The following is a 19,883-nucleotide window of genomic DNA, read 5'->3' on the forward strand; positions in this document are numbered from 1 at the left end:
ACACAAGTAAATGATGTATGTCAGGGGTGAGAAAATGTTTCGTTTATCGTCTAAAAAGAAGAAAAAAACAATCTGTTCCATTCCAGAGTTTATCCTCACTATGAAAGAATCTAGTGATTTCGTTTCCTATAACATCGTAGAAGATGGAACACTATGTTTGTTTTATTATAAATCTACAGCTGAATCACTCCTCATTAATCGATTCATTTTAACACCTATAAAAAGAGAATTAGATCGCATTGAAAATATAAGTGACATAGCAAATATCGTTACACTCGAAGGGATCATCACCAATCCTTCTATTGATGATATTCGTGAAAAATTATTAGTTGGGTATGTACTCATACAGATAAAAAACGATTCTCAAGCAGCAGAATATGCACTTATTCGTGCTGAAAGTTCAGTTTTAGGTACACGATTATATAACGATACCGAAAATGAATATAGTGTAATCGGTCCAAAAGTCGGATTTGTTGAAAATATTGATACAAATACACACTTACTTCGCCGAAATATAGTAACAGAGCAATTGGTTTTCAAAGAAGTTATAGTTGGCTCTATATCAAAAACAAAGGTGATAGTTGCTTACATCGAAGGCATTACAAATGAACAACACATCAATACTGCAATGCAGCGCTTACAAGATGTTGACTTTGATGTTCCTTTTGATGCAACTATGATTGAACAGTTTATTAGCGATAATAGTAACTCACCCTTCCCTGTTTTACTACCTACAGAGCGGTTAGACCGCTCTGTGTACGCATTACTGAATGGAGGCGTTGTTATTTTAACAGACGGTTCACCTTACGCATTAGCTGGACCAGCGACGTTACTTGATTTCTTCGTCTCGCCAGAAGATTATTATTTACCATGGATAGCAGGCTCATTTCTTCGAATGGTTCGCTTTTTCGGAGCAGCATTCTCGCTATTTTCATCAGCTATTTATACAGCTGTATTAACGTATCACTATCAAATGATTCCTGTGGATTTACTAGGTCCGATTATTTTTTCAAGAGCTAATGTACCCTTTCCGCCCATTTTAGAAGCACTTTTTTTAGAAATCACAATCGAATTGCTCCGTGAAGCTGGAGCACGATTACCTACAAAAGTTGGACAAACAATCGGCATCGTTGGCGGGATTGTAATTGGCCAAGCATCTGTTCAAGCTGCTTTAACGAGTAACATTTTATTAATTGCAGTTGCTTTATCAGCACTCGCTTCTTTTACAACACCAACTGTAAAAATGTCTTCTACTATCCGGATACTACGATTTCCACTTATTCTTTTAGCTGGTGCATTTGGGGGCTTAGGTCTTATTGTAGGATTCGTACTCATATTAGCTCATTTAATTCGCTTAAAATCACTTGGATCACCTTATTTATTACCTTTATACCCATTTCGCGGGTTAGGTACAGCTGAAGGACTCCTTCGCCTTCCATTTAGTCAAACTGCAGGACGTGCTTCTTTTCTAAGACCAAAAAAGAAATGGCGCTATGATCCAAACAAAGCGAAAGAAAAACACGATGGTGAGGAAAAATGAAAAATATTTTATTCTGCTTTTTCATTATCATTTTAATTTTTCAATCTGGTTGTACAGAAGCAAATATAGTTGATACACAGCGAATGATTCACGTAGGTGGATTCGATATAATAAAAGATAAAAAATTTCGCGGGACAATTTTATATCCCGATTACACAAAAGGCGTACAATCTAAACCAGAAACTCAATCAACCCATGCAGGTACAATTGAAACTATATCTTCCCTTCTAAACGCCAAATCTCCACATACGATTGCCGTAGGTCAAATGCGTGTTGTCCTATTTGGAAAAGCATTTGGTGAACATGGACTTGGAGATGTTATTAACAACTTACAACGTGATCCTAACATTGGACGAGATGTACAACTAGCGCTTGTAGATGGTTCAGCAGAAGAATTACTTAAACATGTCAGAACAAATGGATCACTTTATCTATCTGATTTACTGGAGCAAAATATAAAAAACGAGACAATCCCGCGGACAGCTTTAAATATTTTTTTATATAACTTCTATTCATCTGGATGCGATCCATTTCTTCCTTACATTCAAGTATCAGAAGACAAATCTGCTTCCATTAAAGGACTAGCTTTTTTAAAAAAGGATAAAGTGGCTATGTATACAGATAAGAAAAGGTCTTTTTTATTTAAATTACTCATTAATCCAACGAAAAATGGGCGTTACGAAGTTCCGATACGTCAAGGTAAACATAAAGGATTGATTGCTACTCAAAACTTATCTGGAAAAAGTGTATGTTCTCTTTCACCAAACGGTGATATTCCGAAAGTTAACATACACTTAAAATTAAATGGACTCATAAAAAATGCTCCTAGTTGGCTTGATTTATCAAAGAGTGAAAATGTAACTTACGTAAAAAGACATGTAGAAAAAACACTTGAGAAGGATTTAAACGAATTAATACAAACATTCCAAGAAAAAAAAATCGATCCAATCGGTATACGTGAAGAAATTCGTAGTCATTCAAGAAAATGGAGCATGAAACAAATTCAAGATATGTATCCTAACGTAGACGTTGCTGTCAATGTAAAGATTAATGTCGTACAATCTGGTATCGGAGAATAGTGAGGTGCTATCATGACTGGACAAGATAAAACACATACAGTTTCCCCGTATTTCACATTCCTTCTATTACACTCTCTTCAAATTGGAGTAGGGGTGTTAGGATACCAAAGGATTATTGCGCAATTTGCCGGTTATGACTCTTGGATTTCTCTTATTATCGCTGGTATTGCAACTCATATCGTATTATTTTGTATGCTGAAAATGTTAGAAAAAGATAATGATTTAATGAATATCCATACGACATGTTTCGGAAAGTGGATTGGAACATTTTTTTCCGTATGCTTTGCGGCATATCTTCTATTATTTTGCCTTACTGTTCTTCGTACATATATTGAAGTTATTCAAGTTTGGGTCTTTCCTACAATTAAACCGTGGAAATTAACTTTACTATTTTTACTTGTAGCTTATTACATAATTAGAGGCGGCTTTCGTTCTGTAACAGGAATATGTTTTTGGGGCGTCATAATACCGATTTTCGTCCTGTTCTTCTTAGTTTTCCCAATGAAATATGCGCATGTTCGTAACATCTTTCCAATTCTAACTCATTCACCTTTAGACATTTTAACTGCAGCGAAAGCATCTGCATTAGAATTTCTCGGATTTGAAGCAATCCTTGTTTTTTATCCATTTATTAAAAAAGGAAAATCGTTAAATAAATGGGCACATGGTGGTATTGCTTTTACGACGCTCCTCTACGTAATATTAGCCATCGTTTCCCTTATGTACTATAGCCAAGGGCAACTACATCATACAATTTGGCCAACCTTAACGATGCTAAAAATTATTAAGGTGCCTTTTATTCAAAGGTTTGAGTACATCATTATTTTCATATGGTATCTTATTATTTTACCTAATCTTTGTTTAACCATTTGGTCTTCTTGTTGCATTAGTAAAAAATCTTTTCACATACCTTTTAAAATCACACTGCCATTTTTTATCGCAGCTATCTTTATTTCGTCCTTATTTTTTACAAACCGTGAAAGTATCAACACATTAAATACAGTACTATCTCAAGCTGGCTTATATATTGTATACGCCTATATCCCAATTTTATTTCTATTTCATTCACTACGATGGCACTTCAAAAATCGTTCAAAAAAAGCTTCTCCCTAGGTGTTTTAGTCTGATACAATTTGATTAATACATTTGTAAAGGGGACAAGCGTATGAAGAAATATGTATTTTCTTTACTTGCAGTACTGAGTTTAATTCTTGCTGGTTGCGGAAGCACTAGTACAAATGAAAAGAAATCATCTGAATCAAAAGAAGAGCATGACCACGCATCGCATACTCAGCAAGCTGACATTCAAGAAAAAACAAAAGGAGTCGACACACTTCCTACCTTCCTAGACAAGCTTGATCCACAAATGAAAGATATCTACACTGTCGCTGGGCAAAATGCAGAGCTATTAGATTGGATTCCATGTTACTGCGGTTGTGGTGAGAGTGTAGGACATAAAAATAATAAAAACTGCTTTATTCGTGAAATTAAAAAGAATGGTGAAGTTGTTTGGGATTCCCACGCAACGACTTGTGTCAATTGCCTAGAAATCGCAGTTGAATCTGCTTCCATGAAACAAAAAGGAAAATCAACGCTGGAAATTCGCAACTATATTGACAATAAGTATAAAGAAGGATACGGAAAACCAACACCTACGCCAATGCCAAAAGCTTAAAAACGAGGATACACCTCGTTTTTTCTTTTCATTCACTTTTTTTCTTAACAAATTCTTTCAAGTGTATTTCTCCTTACTTGTCACACACTATATATAACTCCTCAGTAAGGAGGGTACACAGTGCAAACATATAACGACTATGACAAAGCTCTCTATTACACGTATAGCTGTAATTGGGATAAATTACTCGTTCTTATGGTTCAAACGAACGATCAACTATTTTCTAAGCGTATTGAACATTTTTTACACGCTTATCAATACAGTAAAGAAATGCCAGAAGTTGATAAACAATTGCAGCTCCTATTTCAATATATTGACCATGCATCCCAAAAGTCACATATAGAAGAAGTAGAGCAAATTCAAATGTAAAATATAGCGCTATTCTCTTCAGGAGAATGGCGCTTTTTTAAATATCGATATCAATAAAAGTTTTTCCTTATAAAACTTTTATTGATAAACATATTTTTTCTTTCTTTTCTGTGCCACTTCATACTATAATTTAGTATGTAACTATTATAAGAGAGGTATAAAATATGGGACGAGAAAAAAAGCAAGAATATGCTTTACTTACCGCGTGGGGAGCTTCTTTTATCGCTACACTAGGAAGTCTTTATTTTTCTGAAATCATGAAATTTGAGCCTTGTGTACTTTGTTGGTATCAACGTATTTTTATGTATCCATTCGTTTTATGGCTTGGTATAGCTGTAGCAAAGAAAGATTATCGCATCGCAAGTTATTCTTTACCAATTGCAAGTATTGGTGCTTGTATTTCTTTATATCACTACGCAATTCAAAAAGTCGCAGCATTTTCAGCTGCTGGAGCAGCTTGCGGACGTGTACCTTGCACCGGAGAATTCATAAACTGGTTTGGTTTTATTACAATCCCGTTTTTAGCACTTATCGGCTTTATTACAATCGCTGTTTGTAGTTTTATTGTAATAAAAAACAAATAAGGAGATGAAAAAATGAAAAAAATGCTTATATTTGGTGGTATTATTATCGCCTTGTTTGCAGCAATTTTCGCTGTCACACAAATGGAAGAAAAAAACGCTACTAGCCAAAAAATTGATAATGCTACTGATAGTAAGACAAATGGCCCTGACTACTATACAAACAAAATCTCTCTTTCAGATCTTCAAAAGAATTTAAAAGAGAACAAAGAAGAAACAGTATACTTTTATCAAACATCTTGCGTTCATTGTCAAAAGCTATCTCCTGTCGTAGTACCAATGGCTAAAGACTTGAACGTTGATATGAAAGTTATGGATATTGAAAAACTAGATGTTCCTTGGGATGAATATAAAATTAAAGGAACTCCAACAATCATTCACTTTAAAGATGGCAAAGAAGTAAGCCGTATTAGTGGTGAACAACCGGAAGACAAATTAAAAGAATGGCTTGAGCAAACGAAAAAATAACGAGAAAAGGAAACTCCTTCTACACATGAAATGGGCGTAAAATCCCAAACTAATGTATAAGGAGGGGGTTTTATGCCAGAAGTGAAATGTTCTGTTTCCAATTGCTCATTTTGGGGACAAGGTAACTTTTGTCAAGCAAGTGCAATCATTGTTCAACCAGATGCACAAGAATCTAGTTCGAATACAAATGATTCATATACAGGCGCAGTTTTAACAAACGAGACGCTAGAAAGTTCTGTGGCAACGAGTGTAGAAACTTGTTGTCATACTTTTAAGCCAAAATATTAAACAAAAAAAGCATACGATTACTCGTATGCTTTTTTACATTCCTCTCCAAAAATCATGCATGATAAAAAAGTACAAAATAACGAGAACAACTGTCCCACATAAGGTAATGCGCCGATATATACTCTTCTCTCCTTCTCTTGCTTTCACAAATGCCCAAATAAATCCGAAGAACAATATTAAATCAACATATGGAACATAAAAAGAAAAAACGAGAAACGCATACAAATACACGATAAATAAACAGGTCGTTACTAAGAAAATTTTAAAAGCAAATTCACTTTTCATAATGTAACCGCCCCCCTATCTGTACTGTATTATATTCAGCAAAATACAATAGTTGCAGTTAAACTCGAAGTAGAAATAAGCTACCGTCTATAATACGGTAGCCATTACGGAATATTATATTTCCGTTTATATATATTACTTAAAGTCGAAGTAGGAATTTGCTCATAACGAATTTTTTCTCCTGTTTCATCCACAATATACAAATTGTTTCCTATATAATATACTCCATCTTTTCGTTTTGAGTACACTGCATATCTTTCGTTCGGCAATACTGTTTTCACTTTCGTTAACTGCCCATTTGGTTCTTGCCAATATATATCGGCACGGTCTACTAACGTAAGTATACCAATTTGTTCTTCTTCTATTTTACGACCACTCCAACTTACAACGCGGTAACCAAGCTTATTCGCTTCATATTCGGGACTCGTATGAAAACGAGAAATGATTACTTTTGTCTGTAATTGGACTCGGTCATATAACCACTGTATATCCCTGTCATGCATGCGAATACAGCCATTTGATTCCCTACTTCCAATCGTCCATTCCCGATTTGTCCCATGAATCGCATATTCATTCTTATCTAGCCCAAGCCATCTCGTACCAAGAGGGTTATTCGGTGCACCCCCAGCTATTTTTTTCCGATGGTATTCTTTATTTTTATATTTAGTTATAATACAAAAATTACCTTCAGGCGTAGGCGTACGATCTCTTCCAGTTGTTACGGGGAATGTTTTTGTATAATTTCCATTTTCAAAAAAAGACAACTGGTTTGTCGTAAGATTCACTAATATTAAATGATCTGTATCAGCAAAAGCACTAACCGGTAGGATGAAAAATAATAGTATGACGAAACATAACTTTTTCATCTATAATCCCCCCTAGCGCTCACTATAATAAGTGGAATTAACTTTACTTTGCTCTTATAAATGAAAACTATCCATTTACAATAACGCCCCCATTTACATGTATCATTTGCCCGGTAACATAGGATGAATCCCCAGACGCTAAGTATACGTATGCTGGCGCTAGTTCATATGGTTGACCAGGTCTTTGCATCGGAACATTGCTCCCGAACTGAGAGACTTTCTTCTCATCAAAGCTCGATGGGATAAGTGGTGTCCAAATTGGTCCTGGCGCAACACCATTTACACGAATCCCTTTTTGCACTAACGATTGAGAAAGTGATCTTGTAAAAGCTACGATTGCTCCTTTCGTTGCGGAATAATCAATTAAAGTTTCATTTCCTTCATACGCAACGATAGACGCCGTATTTATAATGACATCCCCTTGCTTTAAATGAGAAAGTGCTGCTTTCGTAACGTGAAAATAAGAAAAAATGTTAATACGAAAAGTCTTTTCTAGCTGTTCTGCTGTAATATATTCTAGTCCTTGCTGCGGATATTGCTGCGCGACATTATTTACTAAAACATGTAAACTACCTAGCTGCCGGACAGTCTCTTGTACAATATCTTTACAATGCTGTTCATTACTTAAATCACCTGGCAACAATACACACTTTACACCTTCTTTCTCAACATATTGTTTCGTCTCATTTGCATCTCCCTCCTCATCTAAATACGCAATCGCAATATTTGCACCTTCTTTTGCAAAAGCAATGGAAACAGCTCGTCCAATTCCGCTATCTCCACCTGTAATTAATACATTCTTTCCTTTTAACTTTTCACTTCCTTTATAATTTGGATCTTCAAACTGCGGAAGTGGATTCATTAACGATTCAAGACCAGGCTGTTTATTTTGATGTTGCGCAGGCATTGTTACAAAGTTTTTTTGCTGTGGCATAGCTTCTTTCAACTCCTTTTCCTTATAATGCGCACAATAAAAACTGAAATTCACACATCATGTTACGATTAATATTCGAATTTAAGACACAAAATATGAATTGTTGTAAACTTTTTAAGCAAAACTATTGCAAAATAGTTAAAAAACGAATATTATATATAACTGTTGTGAAAATTATTCGTAAACAGAAAGGATGTTTATATGTTTAACCTTTCAAAACATAAAACTTCTATTAAAACTGAAATTATGGCAGGTATTATTACCTTCTTAACAATGGCATATATCATTGTGGTAAACCCTGTTATCCTTGGGGATGCAGGTGTTCCATTTGAACAAGCATTTACAGCAACAATTATCGCTGCTGTTGTCGGAACATTATTTATGGCGATCTTTACAAACTTACCAATCGCAATTGCACCAGGTATGGGATTAAATGCTTACTTCTCTTATTCTGTTGTAAAAGCTCATGAAGGCATGACTTTCGCAATTGCATTCTCTGCTGTATTCGTAGCAGGTATGATCTTAATTTTGTTATCATTCACTTCTTTCCGTACAAAATTAATGGAAGCAATTCCTGAAAACTTAAAACATGCAATTACTGCTGGTATCGGCCTTTTCATTGCCTTTATCGGTTTACGTTTAACAGGTATCGTTACAAAAAATGAAGCAAACTTAGTTGGACTTGGTGATCTTCACTCTGCTCCAGTTCTACTAGCATTAGCTGGACTTGGAATTACAATTGTCCTTATGTCTTTAAATGTAAATGGTGCACTATTTATCGGAATGCTATTAACTGGTATTATCGCTTTCTTCACAGGACAATTAACATTCTCAAACGGTGTTACATCAATGCCTGGATTACCAGAAGGAATTATCGTTTCAAATCCAATTACTGCTGTATCTGATGTAATTAACTACGGATTGTACGGCGTTGTATTTTCATTCTTCCTTGTTACATTATTCGATACAACAGGTACATTACTTGGCGTAGCTCAACAAGGTGGATTTATGAAAGACGGAAAGCTTCCAAAAGCTGGACGAGCTCTTCTATCTGACTCATTCTCAGCAACAATCGGTTCTATGTTCGGAACAACACCATCAACAGCTTACATTGAATCATCTGCTGGTGTTGCAGCTGGTGGTCGTACTGGTTTAACGACTGTTACAGTAGCTGTTCTATTCGCACTAGCAGCATTCTTCGGACCATTAGTAAGTGCTGTTTCTGGCGTATCAGCTATTACTGCACCATCATTAATTATCGTTGGTAGTCTTATGATGGGATCAGTTCGCCACATCGATTGGGACGCATTTGATGAAGCATTCCCAGCATTCTTAGTAATCTTAAGCATGCCACTTACATCAAGTATCGCAACAGGTATCGCACTTGGATTTATTTCATACCCACTTATGAAAGTGGCAAAAGGTAAATTCCGTTCTGTTCACCCACTTGTGTATGTATTCGGAATCTTGTTCGCTTATCAATTAATTTTCTTACCACATTAAAATCCCTCATAAAGAGGGATTTTTTTATACATAAAAAAGTAGCGCATCGAAATTCGATGCGCTACTTTCCTTTTGCAACAATCAAACGAGCTACTTTCAATGCAAGAAGTAAAAGACCGTTCACTATCGCTGTAATCCCTAAAAATGCCGCTATCATTAGCTCTCCCAAATTCATGGGATCCTAATTTATCCGAGGCACTTTCAATATATGTATAAATCCCATTTGAATTAATAAAAGAAATCGCTACTGAACAGCGGGATGCATTTTGATTCGTAGTAGTTTGGGCTCTATAAGATAATAGATTATCACTTTTATTAACGCTTAAAGTTGAGTAGAAGGCACTGGTTGAGATCACTGTTGCTAATAACACGAAAGTTGTAATTGTAAAAACTTTTCCCTTCATTAACAATCACCTCTTAAATGAATAATTTAGTGGTGCTACATCGTCATAGTATCGTTCAATCGAATGCTCCTCAATAAGAAAACCAGATGTTTTACAAACTCTTTAAACACTTAAACATTTATACATCTTTTTAAAAGCAATATAAAAAGGCTGCGGAGAAACTCTTCTCCACAGCCTAATACTTATTTTTGTAAAAACGACTGTAAATTTGCAAACTGTCTCTTTGCATCTTCATAGCCTTGCTCATATAGATTTTGTAGTTTTGCCGTATCTTTTTCCATACGATCTACTTGAAGCTGTACTTCTGGACGAATAACAAATAAGTTCCCAGCTTGCTCTTCTTTTTCAATGTAGTGAAGTGTTTCATTATATACTTCATAACGATTCAACATCGTATTAACAAGTTTCGGATATTTTTTATAAGCTTTCGCTGCCACCCATCCAAACTTTGATTTTTTCTTAGCATAACCTTGATTTCTCGTTAAAATAACGACTGATTTTTTAAATCCATCTTCTTGCGCTTTACGAACTGGAATCGGATCCGAAATCCCGCCATCTAATAACTGCTTACCACGGTAATTTACTACAGGTGCAATGAAAGGTAATGAACTAGATGCTTGTAATAAATTTAGTGCATCATCATTCGTTCCCTCTTTTTCAAAATAAACAGACTGTCCTGTTTCACAATCTGTTGTACCTACAAGGAAACGCTCTGGACTATTAAAATATGTTTCAAAGTCAAACGGGACATGTTTTTCTGGAATTTCATGAAAAATGAACTCCATATCAAACAATTGGCGTTTTCTCCATAAATTTTTATACGATAAATATTGTGGGTGTGATGCATAATCAATATTTACTGTTTTATTTCTATTTCTTTGTCTGGAAAGATACGACGCTGCATGACAAGCACCGGCTGATACACCAATTACATATGGAAAATATAAATCTTGTTCCATAAAATATTCTAATATCCCGCCCGTATATACACCACGCATACCGCCGCCTTCTAATACTAATCCCGTATTTTCAAGCATGTTATTCTCTCCTCTTTATATATTGACTCTTTAATTATTCACTATGTTAAGTATCTTTCTCTATTATATATGAGTTTTTTTAGAAATTATATTCAAAAGGCTTGAAATAAAGGAGTTTTTTCTTCCAATTATATTTCCAGATGTTTGGAGACATCCTTTATAAACCTTTGAATAAAATTTTGCTCTTCTTCCGTATATCCATCTAACAGTAGCAGCCACTTTTCTTCAGCTTGTTTATGCAATTTATCATGAGCTTTATATATTTCATTTCCGCTTTCCGTTAAGCGAAAGAAAATTTCTTTTTGATTATCTAACATTTGCATCTTCTCAACGAATTGCTTTTGAAACAACTTTGTACAAATTTTAGAGATTGCACCCTTTGTCATTCCCATTTCTGTCGTAATAGCAGTTACATTCATCAGAGCATTTTTTCCGATACACTCGATCACATGTAATTCAGATAAAGACATACCACTTATACCTGTCTCACGAAGAAACTTCTCATTTTGCCCTTTCGAATGTTCTTCTTTTTTATGCAAAAGTGTACGAATGTCCGAAAGTATTTCCATTTGTTTCATTGTACGTTCCAATCCGTTCGCCCCCTAAGTTTCCAAAGAAACAATTTAACTATATACCATTTTAAAATCATTTTTTCATATTTACAAGTGAGAAAATCATGTTAAAATAAATTTAGTTTCCCAGGAAACCAAATAACAAGGAGGTTAACATGATGAAAAAATCCAAACTACATTTCATTTTATATGTTGTCTGTATGAGTGCCTTACTCGGTTCCTTCGCTCAAAATATTTACACACCTATCTTGCCTATGATTCAAGCTTCTTTTCACACTTCTCTTTATCTAGTAAATTTAACAGTTTCACTATTCACATTCGTTCTTGCAATTATGCAGCTCATATACGGACCTTTAATTGATACAAAAGGGAGAAAATATGTCCTTATCCCTAGTTTAATCATTAGTACAATTGGTTCAATCGGATGTGCTTTTTCGGCGAACGTTTATTTTTTTCTATTTTTCAGGGCTGTTCAAGCTATAGGAATAGCAGCTATCCCTGTAGTTGCAGCAACGATTATTGGTGATTTATTTGAAGGAAAAGAACGCGGAGAAGCGATGAGCCTGTATCAAATGTTACTTGCTCTCGCACCTGCAATTGGCCCTCTTATAGGTGGTTATCTCGGCAGTATAAATGGCCATTTATACGTATTTTTATTTTTATCTACACTTGGCATTCTCTTATTAATTATAAACATTTCACTACTTCCAGAAACAAAACCAACTGTAATTAAGCAACCGCAAGCAAAAAAGAGTTACTGGTTTATCTTAAAAAATAAAACTGGATTTTCTATTAATCTTATTGGCTTCATTCAATTTTGTATTTACTTTTGCTTCCTCGTTTTTTTACCAAACATTTTAACAAATTCATTTCACTTAACTGCAAGTAAAATTGGTCTTATATTTGTACCGATGTCCCTTTCTATTATGTTAGGAAGTTATTGCTACAAGCTTTTGCAAAAATGCCTCACAACAAAGCAAGCTTTATTCATCACTAGTTTCTTCAATATTATATGTGTCACTTTATTCTCTTTCACATATAGCATCAATATCTCATTCATCATTATCGTTACATCTTTATACGGTTTTAGTATGGGACTTTCTATGCCAACTCACACTACTTTATTAACGGAAGAATTCGTACAAGAACGCGCAACAGCCATCGGTATGTATAACTTCATACGCTATCTCGGTATGAGCACAGGGCCACTTGTAGGTGGATTTCTTGTATTTAATCAAAATTACTTTTGGATTTTCTTCCTAGGTGCAATTACATTTCTATTTATCATTTTATGCGCAATGAAAATGCTACGTTTTCAGGCTGTACAAAAAGCAAAATAGAGACCTATAGATGGTCTCTATTCTAAACTCTTTGATCTGCAACGATATGAATATCAATATACTTCGTTTCTCTCATAATTTCATTTACAATTGAACCTTTTCGAATTTCTTCCCACCTTGTTCTTGCTGATTGTCCGAGTAAAATTTGCGTTACTTGTAGTCTTTTCGCGACTTCAATAATAACATCCGCTGGCTTTCTTCCTTTTGCCTCTTCTAAAACAAAACTCGCATCAAATTGATTCGTTAGCGACTTCCACTCTTCAATCGTTTGCTTTTTCCCTGCTGCAAGAGACTCTATATTTTCCCTTTCTACGTTTAAGACATACAATTCAGCGTTTAACCGATCCGCCATGCGCCATCCCCGTCTTATTAACTTCTCTGCTGTTGAACTGTATTGTACACAAACGAGAATTTTTTCTTTCACGCCAATCGGTTCTATAACGGTTTGACTAATTTTCTCGTCCATATCATCGGCAACTTCCCGAAGTGATAATTCTCTTAGTGCCCCTAAATTATTAAGCGTGAAGAAATTTTGTAAGCTTTGCTCTATTTTTTCTTCTTTATATATCTTCCCGTCTATTAATCTCTTCCTTAATACCTCGGGTGTTGCATCAACAAGTTGAATTTCATTTGCTTTTTGTAAAATAAAATCTGGAATACGTTCTCTTACTTTTACATTTGTAATTTGAGCTACAATGTCATGAACGCTTTCTAAATGTTGAATATTAAAAGCTGATAAGACGGATATACCGGCATCTAGCAATTCCTGTACATCCATATAACGTTTCTTATTTTTAGATCCAGGAATATTGCTATGCGCAAGTTCATCCACAACAACGACTTGCGGTGCACGTTTTATAATTCCTTCCACATCGAGTTCATAAAATACTTTCCCTTTATACTCTATTTCTTTTAAAGGAACTTTTTCTAAATCAGCAATTGCGTCTTCCGTCTCTTTTCTCCCGTGCGTTTCAATTAAACCAATTACAATATCCGTACCTTCCTTTTTCATCTCTCTGGCATCAAAGAGCATTTTATAACTTTTTCCTACTCCTGGAGCCGCTCCTACATATAACTTTAACTTCCCGCGGTTTTGCTGACGAATATATTCTAAATACTCTTCTGGTGTTCGCCTTTGAAAAGTTGGTTTATAGTCATCCGCATACAAAACACTCACAACCTTCCTTTCGAAACAACGCTACCTCAATCCGTTAGATTGAGGTAGCACTGTTACTATTTCAGTAGTTTCTGCAATTCTAAATTTAACTTTAAAACGTTTACGCGGTTCTCTCCAAATAAGCCAAGTGCAGCACCTTCCGTTTGATCTTTAATCAATTGACCTAATGTTTCTTTCGGAATTTTCGTTAATTTAGAGATACGATCCACCTGCACAGAAGCTGCCTGCGGACTAATATCAGGATCTAGCCCTGAACCTGAATTCGTCACTAGATCAATCGGCACTTCTGTTACCGGAACAGTTGGGTTTTGTTTCTTCCACTCTTCAACACTTTTCTCTACTCGTTTCTCTAAATCCGGATTAGATGGTGCATAGTTATTAGACCCTGATGCTTCTGCTTTATATTCAATACTAGAAACACGCCCATGAAAATAACGTGGATCTGTGAAATTTTGACCGATTAATGTAGAACCAATCACTTCGTTTTTATCATTATATATTAGACTTCCATCCGCATTATCCTTCATTACTGCTTGTGCAATACCAGTTACAATAAGCGGGTATACAAGGCCGCACAACACTAAAAATGTAAAAGTAATACGGATGATTGGTGATAGTATACTTTGTTTCTTCTCCATCTTTTTCCCCTCTTCCTTATATGAACAAGCCGACAATTATATCAATTACTTTAATTCCAATGAACGGTACAATCACTCCACCAAGCCCATAAATAAGTAGGTTTCGGCCCAATAGTGCATTCGAACCCATCGGTTTATATGCGATACCTTTCATCGCCAATGGAATAAGTAACGGAATAATAACAGCGTTAAATATTAATGCTGATAAAATCGCTGACAGCGGTGATGTTAATTTCATAATGTTTAATGCTTCCATTTGCGGAATCGCAAGTGTAAACATTGCTGGAATGATTGCAAAATATTTTGCAATATCGTTCGCAATACTAAACGTCGTTAACGCACCACGCGTCATTAACAATTGCTTACCAATCCCTACAACCTCAATAATTTTTGTCGGGTTCGAATCTAAATCAATCATATTCGCTGCTTCTTTCGCAGCTGTCGTACCACTATTCATCGCTAATCCAACGTCAGCCTGCGCTAATGCCGGCGCATCATTTGTACCATCACCCGTCATCGCTACAAGTTTCCCTTTATCTTGCTCTGCTTTAATAACCGCAATTTTATCTTCTGGCTTACACTCAGCAACAAACTCATCTACCCCTGCTTCTTTTGCAATCGTTGCTGCTGTTAACGGGTTATCACCTGTACACATAACCGTTTTAATCCCCATTTGGCGCAATTGTTCAAAACGCTCACGCATACCTGGCTTTACTGTATCCTTTAAATAAATTAAACCGTAAATACGATTATTCACTGCAACTACAAGTGGTGTCCCGCCCTCTTTGGAAATGGAATCTGCTTTTTGATTTACATCTTTCGGAATCGTTCCACCTTGTGACCTAACCCATTCAATTACGCTACCTACAGCACCTTTTCTCACTTTCGTTCCGTCCTGTAAATCAACACCACTCATTCTCGTTTCTGCTTTAAACGGAACAAATTCACCTTGTTCTGCAATTTCTCGATTATATGATATAGATTTCGTTTTTACATATTCTATAACTGATCGACCTTCTGGTGTTTCATCTAAGACTGAACTAATCGCAGCCCATTTCCCTACTTGCTCAATCGTCTCATTTCCTACAGGAAGCAATGTATGTGCCATTCGGTTCCCGAAAGTAATCGTACCTGTTTTATCTAAAATGATTGTATTAATATCACCCGCAGCTTCTACTGCTTTACCCGACATCGCTAACACATTGAACTTTGTCACCCGGTCCATCCCGGCAATACCAATTGCTGATAATAAACCACCAATTGTCGTTGGAATTAAACAAACTAACAACGCTACAAGTACAGCTGTATCAATTTGAAACCCTAAATAGTTTGTAAAAATCGGCAACGTCACAACAACGATTAAGAAAATAAGCGTTAAACTCGTTAATACTGTATTTAAGGCAATCTCATTCGGCGTTTTTTGACGAGCAGCTCCTTCTACTAACGAAATCATTTTATCAATAAATGATTCACCAGGATTACTCGTAATGACAATTGTAATCTCATCACTTACGACCATCGTTCCACCTGTCACGGAACAAAAATCACCGCCCGCTTCTTTTATTACAGGAGCCGATTCCCCTGTAATCGCAGATTCATCAACAGACGCTAATCCTTTTATGACTTCTCCATCACTCGGAATCATTTCTCCTTGTTTTACAATAACAATGTCATCTTTTCTCAGATCAGTTGCTGAAACTTGAACAATGTCTCCAGTTTCTTTTACAACATTTGCAAACACATCTTTCTTCGACTGTTTTAAAGAATCGGCTTGCGCTTTCCCCCGTCCTTCCGCTAACGCTTCTGCAAAGTTAGCAAATAAAACTGTAAATAATAGAATGAGAGAAACTGTTATATTAAACCATCCTGGTACACTACTAGAACGACTTGGAAGAAACGATAAAATGAACGTAATGATAAATCCAATTTCTACAACAAACATAATCGGATTCTTTATCATGACTTTCGGATTCAATTTCGCAAAGGATTGTTTCATCGCATGTTTCACGATATCACGATCCATCGTTTTCGCTTGTCTAACTTCATCTTCTACAGCATGTATTTGTGAATCATTTACTCTCTTTTCTTTTACTACTACCGGTCTCATCATTTACCCTCCATTACTTCAATGTAAGAAATTCTGCAATTGGGCCGAGTACTAACATCGGGAAGAATGTTAATGCACCGACAATTACAATTGTTCCGATGAAAATGCCGCCAAATAAACTATTATCCGTACGGAACGTTCCGACTGTTTCTGGTACTACCGTCTTTTCTTTCAATGAAGCTGCAACAGCTAGCATCGTAATTAAACTGAAATAGCGCCCTAAAAACATAACTAAGCCAGTTGTAATATTCCAAAACGGTGTATTATCCGCTAACCCTTCAAATCCAGATCCGTTATTCGCAGCTGACGATGTATATTCATATACCACTTGCGTTAAACCGTGGAAACCAGAATGAGAAATGGCATCCGTTCCTAAACTTGTTGAAAGAGCTAATGCTGAAAACCCTAAAATAAGCAGTGGATGAAATAGTATCGTTACCGCAATTAATTTCATTTCCTTACCTTCAATTTTCTTACCTAAAAACTCTGGTGTCCGTCCAACCATCAATCCAGATATAAAGACTGCGATAATCGCATACATAATAATGTTCACAAAACCTGCCCCAACTCCGCCATACACTGTATTTAACATCATATTTACGAGTGGTACTAACCCGCCAATTGGTGTTAACGTATCATGCATCGTATTAACGGCTCCTGTTTCAGCAGCTGTCGTCACTGTTGCGTATAGGGAAGAAAATACTGTTCCAAATCGTACTTCTTTTCCTTCTGTACTCCCTTGTACATGTTCGATGCCCATTCCATTTAACGCTGGATTCCCATGTAATTCAGATGTAGTAATCGTTATAAATCCTAGTAAAAACACCATGAATAGTGATACGAAAAGGATACGACCTTGTTTTTTATTTCCTACCATTCGTCCGTACGTAAATGGAAGTGCTGTTGGCAATAACATCATAAGCATCATTTGTAAAATATTACTCATTTGCCCTGGATTTTCAAAAGGGTGCGTAGAGTTTGCTCCGAAAAATCCACCGCCGTTATTTCCGAGTTCCTTAATGGACACGAATGATGCAACAGGCCCACGTAATATACTTTGCTTTGCCCCATCGATTGTTTGTGCTGTAACTGCACTGTCTAACGTTTGTGGTACGCCAAGTGCGACAAAGACTAGTGCCGCAATAAATGCGATAGGAAGAAATACTCTCGTTAGTGCTCTCGTAAAATCAACGAAAAAGTTACCGAGTTCCTTCCCAGCGAGCCCTCTTATAAACGCCATTACAAGTGCTAAAGTCGTTGCTGGTGCTGCAAACATTAAAAATGTAATTCCGATTAATTGTGATAAATAAGATAAACCATTTTCACCGCTATAATGCTGTAAGTTTGTATCAGCCATAAAACTAATTGCTGTATTAAAAGCAAGCGTAGGCTCCATCCCTTCAATGTGTGCTGGATTTAATGGCAATACTCCTTGTAGTCTGAAAATGAAATATACGACAACAATCATAAATCCATTTAATAAAACTAATGACAATGCGTACTGTTTCCACGTTTGATTGTATTCTTTTACACCCGTAATTTTAAAAATAAGTTTTTCAAAAGGCCCGAATACTTTATCTAACTTTTTACTACCTTGAAAGGCTTTCTCTAAATAAATCCCCATTGGCTTTGCCACAAGAATAAACAACAGCATGGTAATAACAACTGCGACCCAAATCATAATGAATGATTCCCCCTAATTAAAACTTTTCTGGATTTAATAATGCATACACTAAGTACACCGTAATTGCTGCAACAATAACCGATAAGGCAACCGTCATGATTGCTTCCCTTCTTTCAAAACTTTATCTGACCAACTTGCAAGACTTACCATCGATGCGACTAACACAACAAAAATCCCGATCATTACAACATCTAACATAGCCATTCCTCTTTTCTGTAAAAATTTACCATTAATTTATCAAAAAAAGAACACTAAGCTCTACTTAGTGTTCGAAATGAACAACACAAAGTAAACCTCCTCTCTAAACGCTTACGAGGTTAGCTGTCGGATTCGGGCCTAAAGAGTAGCCCTACTTTCAAAACTGAAAGATTCACCCCAAGTGACGATGCACAAAATTGGTTCCCCCGCTCCATTTCTGGAACTCAGCGATTTTAGGTTTTTTTGGAAATTTTATGAATGATTTATGAGAGTAAATATACTCCTCTATATTTAACTTGTAAAGAGCTAAATTACTGAAAATAAGAAAATATCCATCTATTTAAACGCTTACATTGAGTGTTATTAATATTATTTCATCTGTTTTCTCGTCTTTTCTTTCTTTTTCACAAAAATAACCTTTTAAATACGAAATAAAAAGAGCGCATGACATGAAGTGCATAGCTTGTTGCACTTAGCATTCGCTCTTTTTTTTCACTATTTATTCTCCACGCAAAAATGCGCGCAAATTTCTCCCGCGAATATAAACTTGTGACAATTCTGCATGTAGCTGCTCATATTCGATAACATCTGTTTTTAAATATAAAGCGTCTTTCGATGGCAATATGATATAGGCCCTTGGAAAAATAGGATCAAGCACCACCAATTCTTGAACTCGCTCTACTGATACCGCCCAACGATTCGCTATATCTCCTAGTAACAACACCTTCATCTTTTTTCCCCCGCCCTATTCAAAAAATAAAAAAGAAATATTATTACAATTCGTAAACACGACAAATGTAGCTCCAATTTTTTCATAGAGCCTCGCTGGATATCGTTTATTCCTTGTAACAACAGTAATAGGTGCTTGAAAAGAAAAGCGAATGTGTTCTGTGAAGAAACTAATGATTGGAAGCTCATCCCCTAGTAAAATCACCTTCTTAATACACTCACAAACACTAGTAAAATCTTGTGCCTTACTACAGCTATAAGTCCAATCAAACCCACAATTCCTAACTTCAGCAGCTATCTCTTCATTTGCTGTAAAAATAATTAACTCATGTTGAAATGCTACTAAATCTCTTAAACTATTTACCTTGCTTTCTTCTCCAATACAAATAAGTGTTAATTCCATGTACCT

At 35.8% G+C, this 19,883-nt stretch carries 24 protein-coding genes and 1 riboswitch; of the genes, 10 read left to right on the forward strand and 14 right to left on the reverse strand.

Going from position 1 to position 19,883, the window contains the following annotated elements; genetic code table 11:
- Positions 1-34 precede the first annotated feature (34 nt).
- The 8 genes from FS802_RS10025 to FS802_RS10060 all read left to right on the forward strand — a co-directional run bounded on the left by FS802_RS10025 (position 35) and on the right by FS802_RS10060 (position 6,000).
- Entirely contained in the window at positions 35-1,540 is a 1,506-nt protein-coding gene (locus FS802_RS10025) for a spore germination protein (RefSeq protein ID WP_098707914.1), read from the forward strand.
- Positions 1,537-2,619: a spore germination protein GerYC gene (gene gerYC, locus FS802_RS10030; RefSeq protein ID WP_088047971.1), complete on the forward strand. Its 1,083-nt coding sequence runs from the start codon at positions 1,537-1,539 to the stop codon at positions 2,617-2,619. The genes FS802_RS10025 and gerYC overlap by 4 nt, the downstream gene beginning before the upstream one ends.
- Before the next feature lie 12 nt (positions 2,620-2,631).
- The gene (locus tag FS802_RS10035; RefSeq protein WP_000147538.1) at positions 2,632-3,732 is read left to right on the forward strand and encodes a GerAB/ArcD/ProY family transporter; all 1,101 of its coding nucleotides are present in this window, start codon (positions 2,632-2,634) and stop codon (positions 3,730-3,732) included.
- 52 nt (positions 3,733-3,784) lie between these two features.
- Complete coding sequence (locus tag FS802_RS10040; RefSeq protein ID WP_000761039.1) at positions 3,785-4,294, forward strand: PCYCGC domain-containing protein; 510 nt, start codon at positions 3,785-3,787, stop codon at positions 4,292-4,294.
- A gap of 120 nt (positions 4,295-4,414) precedes the next feature.
- On the forward strand, positions 4,415-4,663 hold the full coding sequence (locus FS802_RS10045; RefSeq protein ID WP_001195461.1) for a YhdB family protein: 249 nt from the start codon (positions 4,415-4,417) through the stop codon (positions 4,661-4,663).
- Positions 4,664-4,827: 164 nt separating this feature from the next.
- Complete coding sequence (locus FS802_RS10050) at positions 4,828-5,247, forward strand: disulfide formation protein C (RefSeq protein WP_000532262.1); 420 nt, start codon at positions 4,828-4,830, stop codon at positions 5,245-5,247.
- A 12-nt stretch (positions 5,248-5,259) separates the two neighbouring features.
- Positions 5,260-5,712 carry a thioredoxin family protein gene (locus FS802_RS10055; RefSeq protein ID WP_000738443.1) on the forward strand — a complete coding sequence of 151 codons (453 nt, stop codon included), beginning with the start codon at positions 5,260-5,262 and terminating at the stop codon, positions 5,710-5,712.
- Between the two features lie 72 nt (positions 5,713-5,784).
- Positions 5,785-6,000, forward strand: coding sequence for a DUF1540 domain-containing protein (locus tag FS802_RS10060; protein ID WP_001115397.1), 216 nt, complete (start codon positions 5,785-5,787; stop codon positions 5,998-6,000).
- 33 nt (positions 6,001-6,033) lie between these two features.
- Here FS802_RS10060 and FS802_RS10065 read toward each other — a convergent pair whose 3' ends face one another.
- From FS802_RS10065 to FS802_RS10075, 3 genes are all read right to left on the reverse strand, one after another.
- Positions 6,034-6,285, reverse strand: a complete 252-nt coding sequence (locus tag FS802_RS10065; protein WP_000834190.1) for a hypothetical protein — start codon at positions 6,283-6,285, stop codon at positions 6,034-6,036.
- A gap of 104 nt (positions 6,286-6,389) precedes the next feature.
- Positions 6,390-7,151: a L,D-transpeptidase gene (locus FS802_RS10070; protein WP_000732018.1), complete on the reverse strand. Its 762-nt coding sequence runs from the start codon at positions 7,149-7,151 to the stop codon at positions 6,390-6,392.
- Between the two features lie 67 nt (positions 7,152-7,218).
- On the reverse strand, positions 7,219-8,085 hold the full coding sequence (locus FS802_RS10075) for an SDR family oxidoreductase (protein ID WP_001136293.1): 867 nt from the start codon (positions 8,083-8,085) through the stop codon (positions 7,219-7,221).
- A gap of 201 nt (positions 8,086-8,286) precedes the next feature.
- On the opposite strand from FS802_RS10075, the gene FS802_RS10080 reads away from it, so the two are divergent.
- On the forward strand, positions 8,287-9,588 hold the full coding sequence (locus FS802_RS10080) for an NCS2 family permease (RefSeq protein WP_000482729.1): 1,302 nt from the start codon (positions 8,287-8,289) through the stop codon (positions 9,586-9,588).
- On the opposite strand, the gene FS802_RS10085 is transcribed toward FS802_RS10080, so the two are convergent.
- From FS802_RS10085 to FS802_RS10095, 3 genes are all read right to left on the reverse strand, one after another.
- A complete protein-coding gene (locus FS802_RS10085) occupies positions 9,585-9,992 on the reverse strand; it encodes a hypothetical protein (protein WP_098654500.1) in 408 nt (135 codons plus the stop codon). The genes FS802_RS10080 and FS802_RS10085 overlap by 4 nt on opposite strands.
- A 182-nt stretch (positions 9,993-10,174) precedes the next feature.
- Positions 10,175-11,029, reverse strand: a complete 855-nt coding sequence (locus FS802_RS10090) for a patatin-like phospholipase family protein (RefSeq protein WP_000892705.1) — start codon at positions 11,027-11,029, stop codon at positions 10,175-10,177.
- Between the two features lie 128 nt (positions 11,030-11,157).
- Complete coding sequence (locus tag FS802_RS10095) at positions 11,158-11,607, reverse strand: MarR family transcriptional regulator (protein ID WP_371400099.1); 450 nt, start codon at positions 11,605-11,607, stop codon at positions 11,158-11,160.
- A 152-nt stretch (positions 11,608-11,759) separates the two neighbouring features.
- Here FS802_RS10095 and FS802_RS10100 point away from each other — a divergent pair, with 152 nt between their 5' ends.
- Entirely contained in the window at positions 11,760-12,941 is a 1,182-nt protein-coding gene (locus FS802_RS10100; protein ID WP_000748684.1) for an MFS transporter, read from the forward strand.
- Between the two features lie 22 nt (positions 12,942-12,963).
- Here the strand turns inward: FS802_RS10100 and kdpDN are convergent, their stop codons facing one another.
- From kdpDN to FS802_RS10140, 8 genes are all read right to left on the reverse strand, one after another.
- The gene (gene kdpDN, locus FS802_RS10105; protein WP_002096843.1) at positions 12,964-14,118 is read right to left on the reverse strand and encodes a KdpD-like non-kinase potassium sensor; all 1,155 of its coding nucleotides are present in this window, start codon (positions 14,116-14,118) and stop codon (positions 12,964-12,966) included.
- A gap of 56 nt (positions 14,119-14,174) precedes the next feature.
- Positions 14,175-14,756 (reverse strand): K(+)-transporting ATPase subunit C, encoded by a 582-nt coding sequence (gene kdpC / locus FS802_RS10110; protein ID WP_000412613.1) that lies wholly within the window; start codon positions 14,754-14,756, stop codon positions 14,175-14,177.
- A 16-nt stretch (positions 14,757-14,772) separates the two neighbouring features.
- Positions 14,773-16,863 (reverse strand): potassium-transporting ATPase subunit KdpB, encoded by a 2,091-nt coding sequence (gene kdpB / locus FS802_RS10115; RefSeq protein ID WP_141545965.1) that lies wholly within the window; start codon positions 16,861-16,863, stop codon positions 14,773-14,775.
- Positions 16,864-16,876: 13 nt separating this feature from the next.
- Complete coding sequence (gene kdpA / locus FS802_RS10120; RefSeq protein WP_000638334.1) at positions 16,877-18,544, reverse strand: potassium-transporting ATPase subunit KdpA; 1,668 nt, start codon at positions 18,542-18,544, stop codon at positions 16,877-16,879.
- Between the two features lie 19 nt (positions 18,545-18,563).
- The gene (kdpF, locus tag FS802_RS10125) at positions 18,564-18,644 is read right to left on the reverse strand and encodes a K(+)-transporting ATPase subunit F (RefSeq protein ID WP_000214976.1); all 81 of its coding nucleotides are present in this window, start codon (positions 18,642-18,644) and stop codon (positions 18,564-18,566) included.
- Positions 18,641-18,745 (reverse strand): hypothetical protein, encoded by a 105-nt coding sequence (locus tag FS802_RS10130; RefSeq protein ID WP_144524984.1) that lies wholly within the window; start codon positions 18,743-18,745, stop codon positions 18,641-18,643. The genes kdpF and FS802_RS10130 overlap by 4 nt, the downstream gene beginning before the upstream one ends.
- A 94-nt stretch (positions 18,746-18,839) precedes the next feature.
- Positions 18,840-18,985, reverse strand: a riboswitch (cyclic di-AMP (ydaO/yuaA leader).
- Between the two features lie 259 nt (positions 18,986-19,244).
- A complete protein-coding gene (locus FS802_RS10135; RefSeq protein ID WP_000866313.1) occupies positions 19,245-19,475 on the reverse strand; it encodes a hypothetical protein in 231 nt (76 codons plus the stop codon).
- 15 nt (positions 19,476-19,490) lie between these two features.
- A complete protein-coding gene (locus tag FS802_RS10140; RefSeq protein WP_141545966.1) occupies positions 19,491-19,877 on the reverse strand; it encodes a hypothetical protein in 387 nt (128 codons plus the stop codon).
- Between the last annotated feature and the right edge of the window lie 6 nt (positions 19,878-19,883).

The organism is Bacillus sp. DE0042 (assembly GCF_007680225.1).
GTDB classification, from domain to species: Bacteria; Bacillota; Bacilli; order Bacillales; family Bacillaceae_G; genus Bacillus_A; species Bacillus_A wiedmannii.

Excerpts from the sequence above, each read along its gene's own strand:
- FS802_RS10025 (WP_098707914.1), top strand. The coding sequence starts at position 35 with ATGTTTCGTTTATCGTCTAAAAAGAAGAAAAAAACAATCTGTTCCATT.
- gerYC (WP_088047971.1), top strand. The coding sequence starts at position 1,537 with ATGAAAAATATTTTATTCTGCTTTTTCATTATCATTTTAATTTTTCAA.
- FS802_RS10035 (WP_000147538.1), top strand. The coding sequence starts at position 2,632 with ATGACTGGACAAGATAAAACACATACAGTTTCCCCGTATTTCACATTC.
- FS802_RS10040 (WP_000761039.1), top strand. The coding sequence starts at position 3,785 with ATGAAGAAATATGTATTTTCTTTACTTGCAGTACTGAGTTTAATTCTT.
- FS802_RS10050 (WP_000532262.1), top strand. The coding sequence starts at position 4,828 with ATGGGACGAGAAAAAAAGCAAGAATATGCTTTACTTACCGCGTGGGGA.
- FS802_RS10055 (WP_000738443.1), top strand. The coding sequence starts at position 5,260 with ATGAAAAAAATGCTTATATTTGGTGGTATTATTATCGCCTTGTTTGCA.
- FS802_RS10060 (WP_001115397.1), top strand. The coding sequence starts at position 5,785 with ATGCCAGAAGTGAAATGTTCTGTTTCCAATTGCTCATTTTGGGGACAA.
- FS802_RS10065 (WP_000834190.1), bottom strand. The coding sequence starts at position 6,285 with ATGAAAAGTGAATTTGCTTTTAAAATTTTCTTAGTAACGACCTGTTTA.
- FS802_RS10070 (WP_000732018.1), bottom strand. The coding sequence starts at position 7,151 with ATGAAAAAGTTATGTTTCGTCATACTATTATTTTTCATCCTACCGGTT.
- FS802_RS10075 (WP_001136293.1), bottom strand. The coding sequence starts at position 8,085 with ATGCCACAGCAAAAAAACTTTGTAACAATGCCTGCGCAACATCAAAAT.
- FS802_RS10080 (WP_000482729.1), top strand. The coding sequence starts at position 8,287 with ATGTTTAACCTTTCAAAACATAAAACTTCTATTAAAACTGAAATTATG.
- FS802_RS10085 (WP_098654500.1), bottom strand. The coding sequence starts at position 9,992 with ATGAAGGGAAAAGTTTTTACAATTACAACTTTCGTGTTATTAGCAACA.
- FS802_RS10090 (WP_000892705.1), bottom strand. The coding sequence starts at position 11,029 with ATGCTTGAAAATACGGGATTAGTATTAGAAGGCGGCGGTATGCGTGGT.
- FS802_RS10095 (WP_371400099.1), bottom strand. The coding sequence starts at position 11,607 with ATGAAACAAATGGAAATACTTTCGGACATTCGTACACTTTTGCATAAA.
- FS802_RS10100 (WP_000748684.1), top strand. The coding sequence starts at position 11,760 with ATGAAAAAATCCAAACTACATTTCATTTTATATGTTGTCTGTATGAGT.
- kdpC (WP_000412613.1), bottom strand. The coding sequence starts at position 14,756 with ATGGAGAAGAAACAAAGTATACTATCACCAATCATCCGTATTACTTTT.
- kdpB (WP_141545965.1), bottom strand. The coding sequence starts at position 16,863 with ATGAGACCGGTAGTAGTAAAAGAAAAGAGAGTAAATGATTCACAAATA.
- kdpA (WP_000638334.1), bottom strand. The coding sequence starts at position 18,544 with ATGATTTGGGTCGCAGTTGTTATTACCATGCTGTTGTTTATTCTTGTG.
- kdpF (WP_000214976.1), bottom strand. The coding sequence starts at position 18,644 with ATGACGGTTGCCTTATCGGTTATTGTTGCAGCAATTACGGTGTACTTA.
- FS802_RS10130 (WP_144524984.1), bottom strand. The coding sequence starts at position 18,745 with ATGTTAGATGTTGTAATGATCGGGATTTTTGTTGTGTTAGTCGCATCG.
- FS802_RS10135 (WP_000866313.1), bottom strand. The coding sequence starts at position 19,475 with ATGAAGGTGTTGTTACTAGGAGATATAGCGAATCGTTGGGCGGTATCA.
- FS802_RS10140 (WP_141545966.1), bottom strand. The coding sequence starts at position 19,877 with ATGGAATTAACACTTATTTGTATTGGAGAAGAAAGCAAGGTAAATAGT.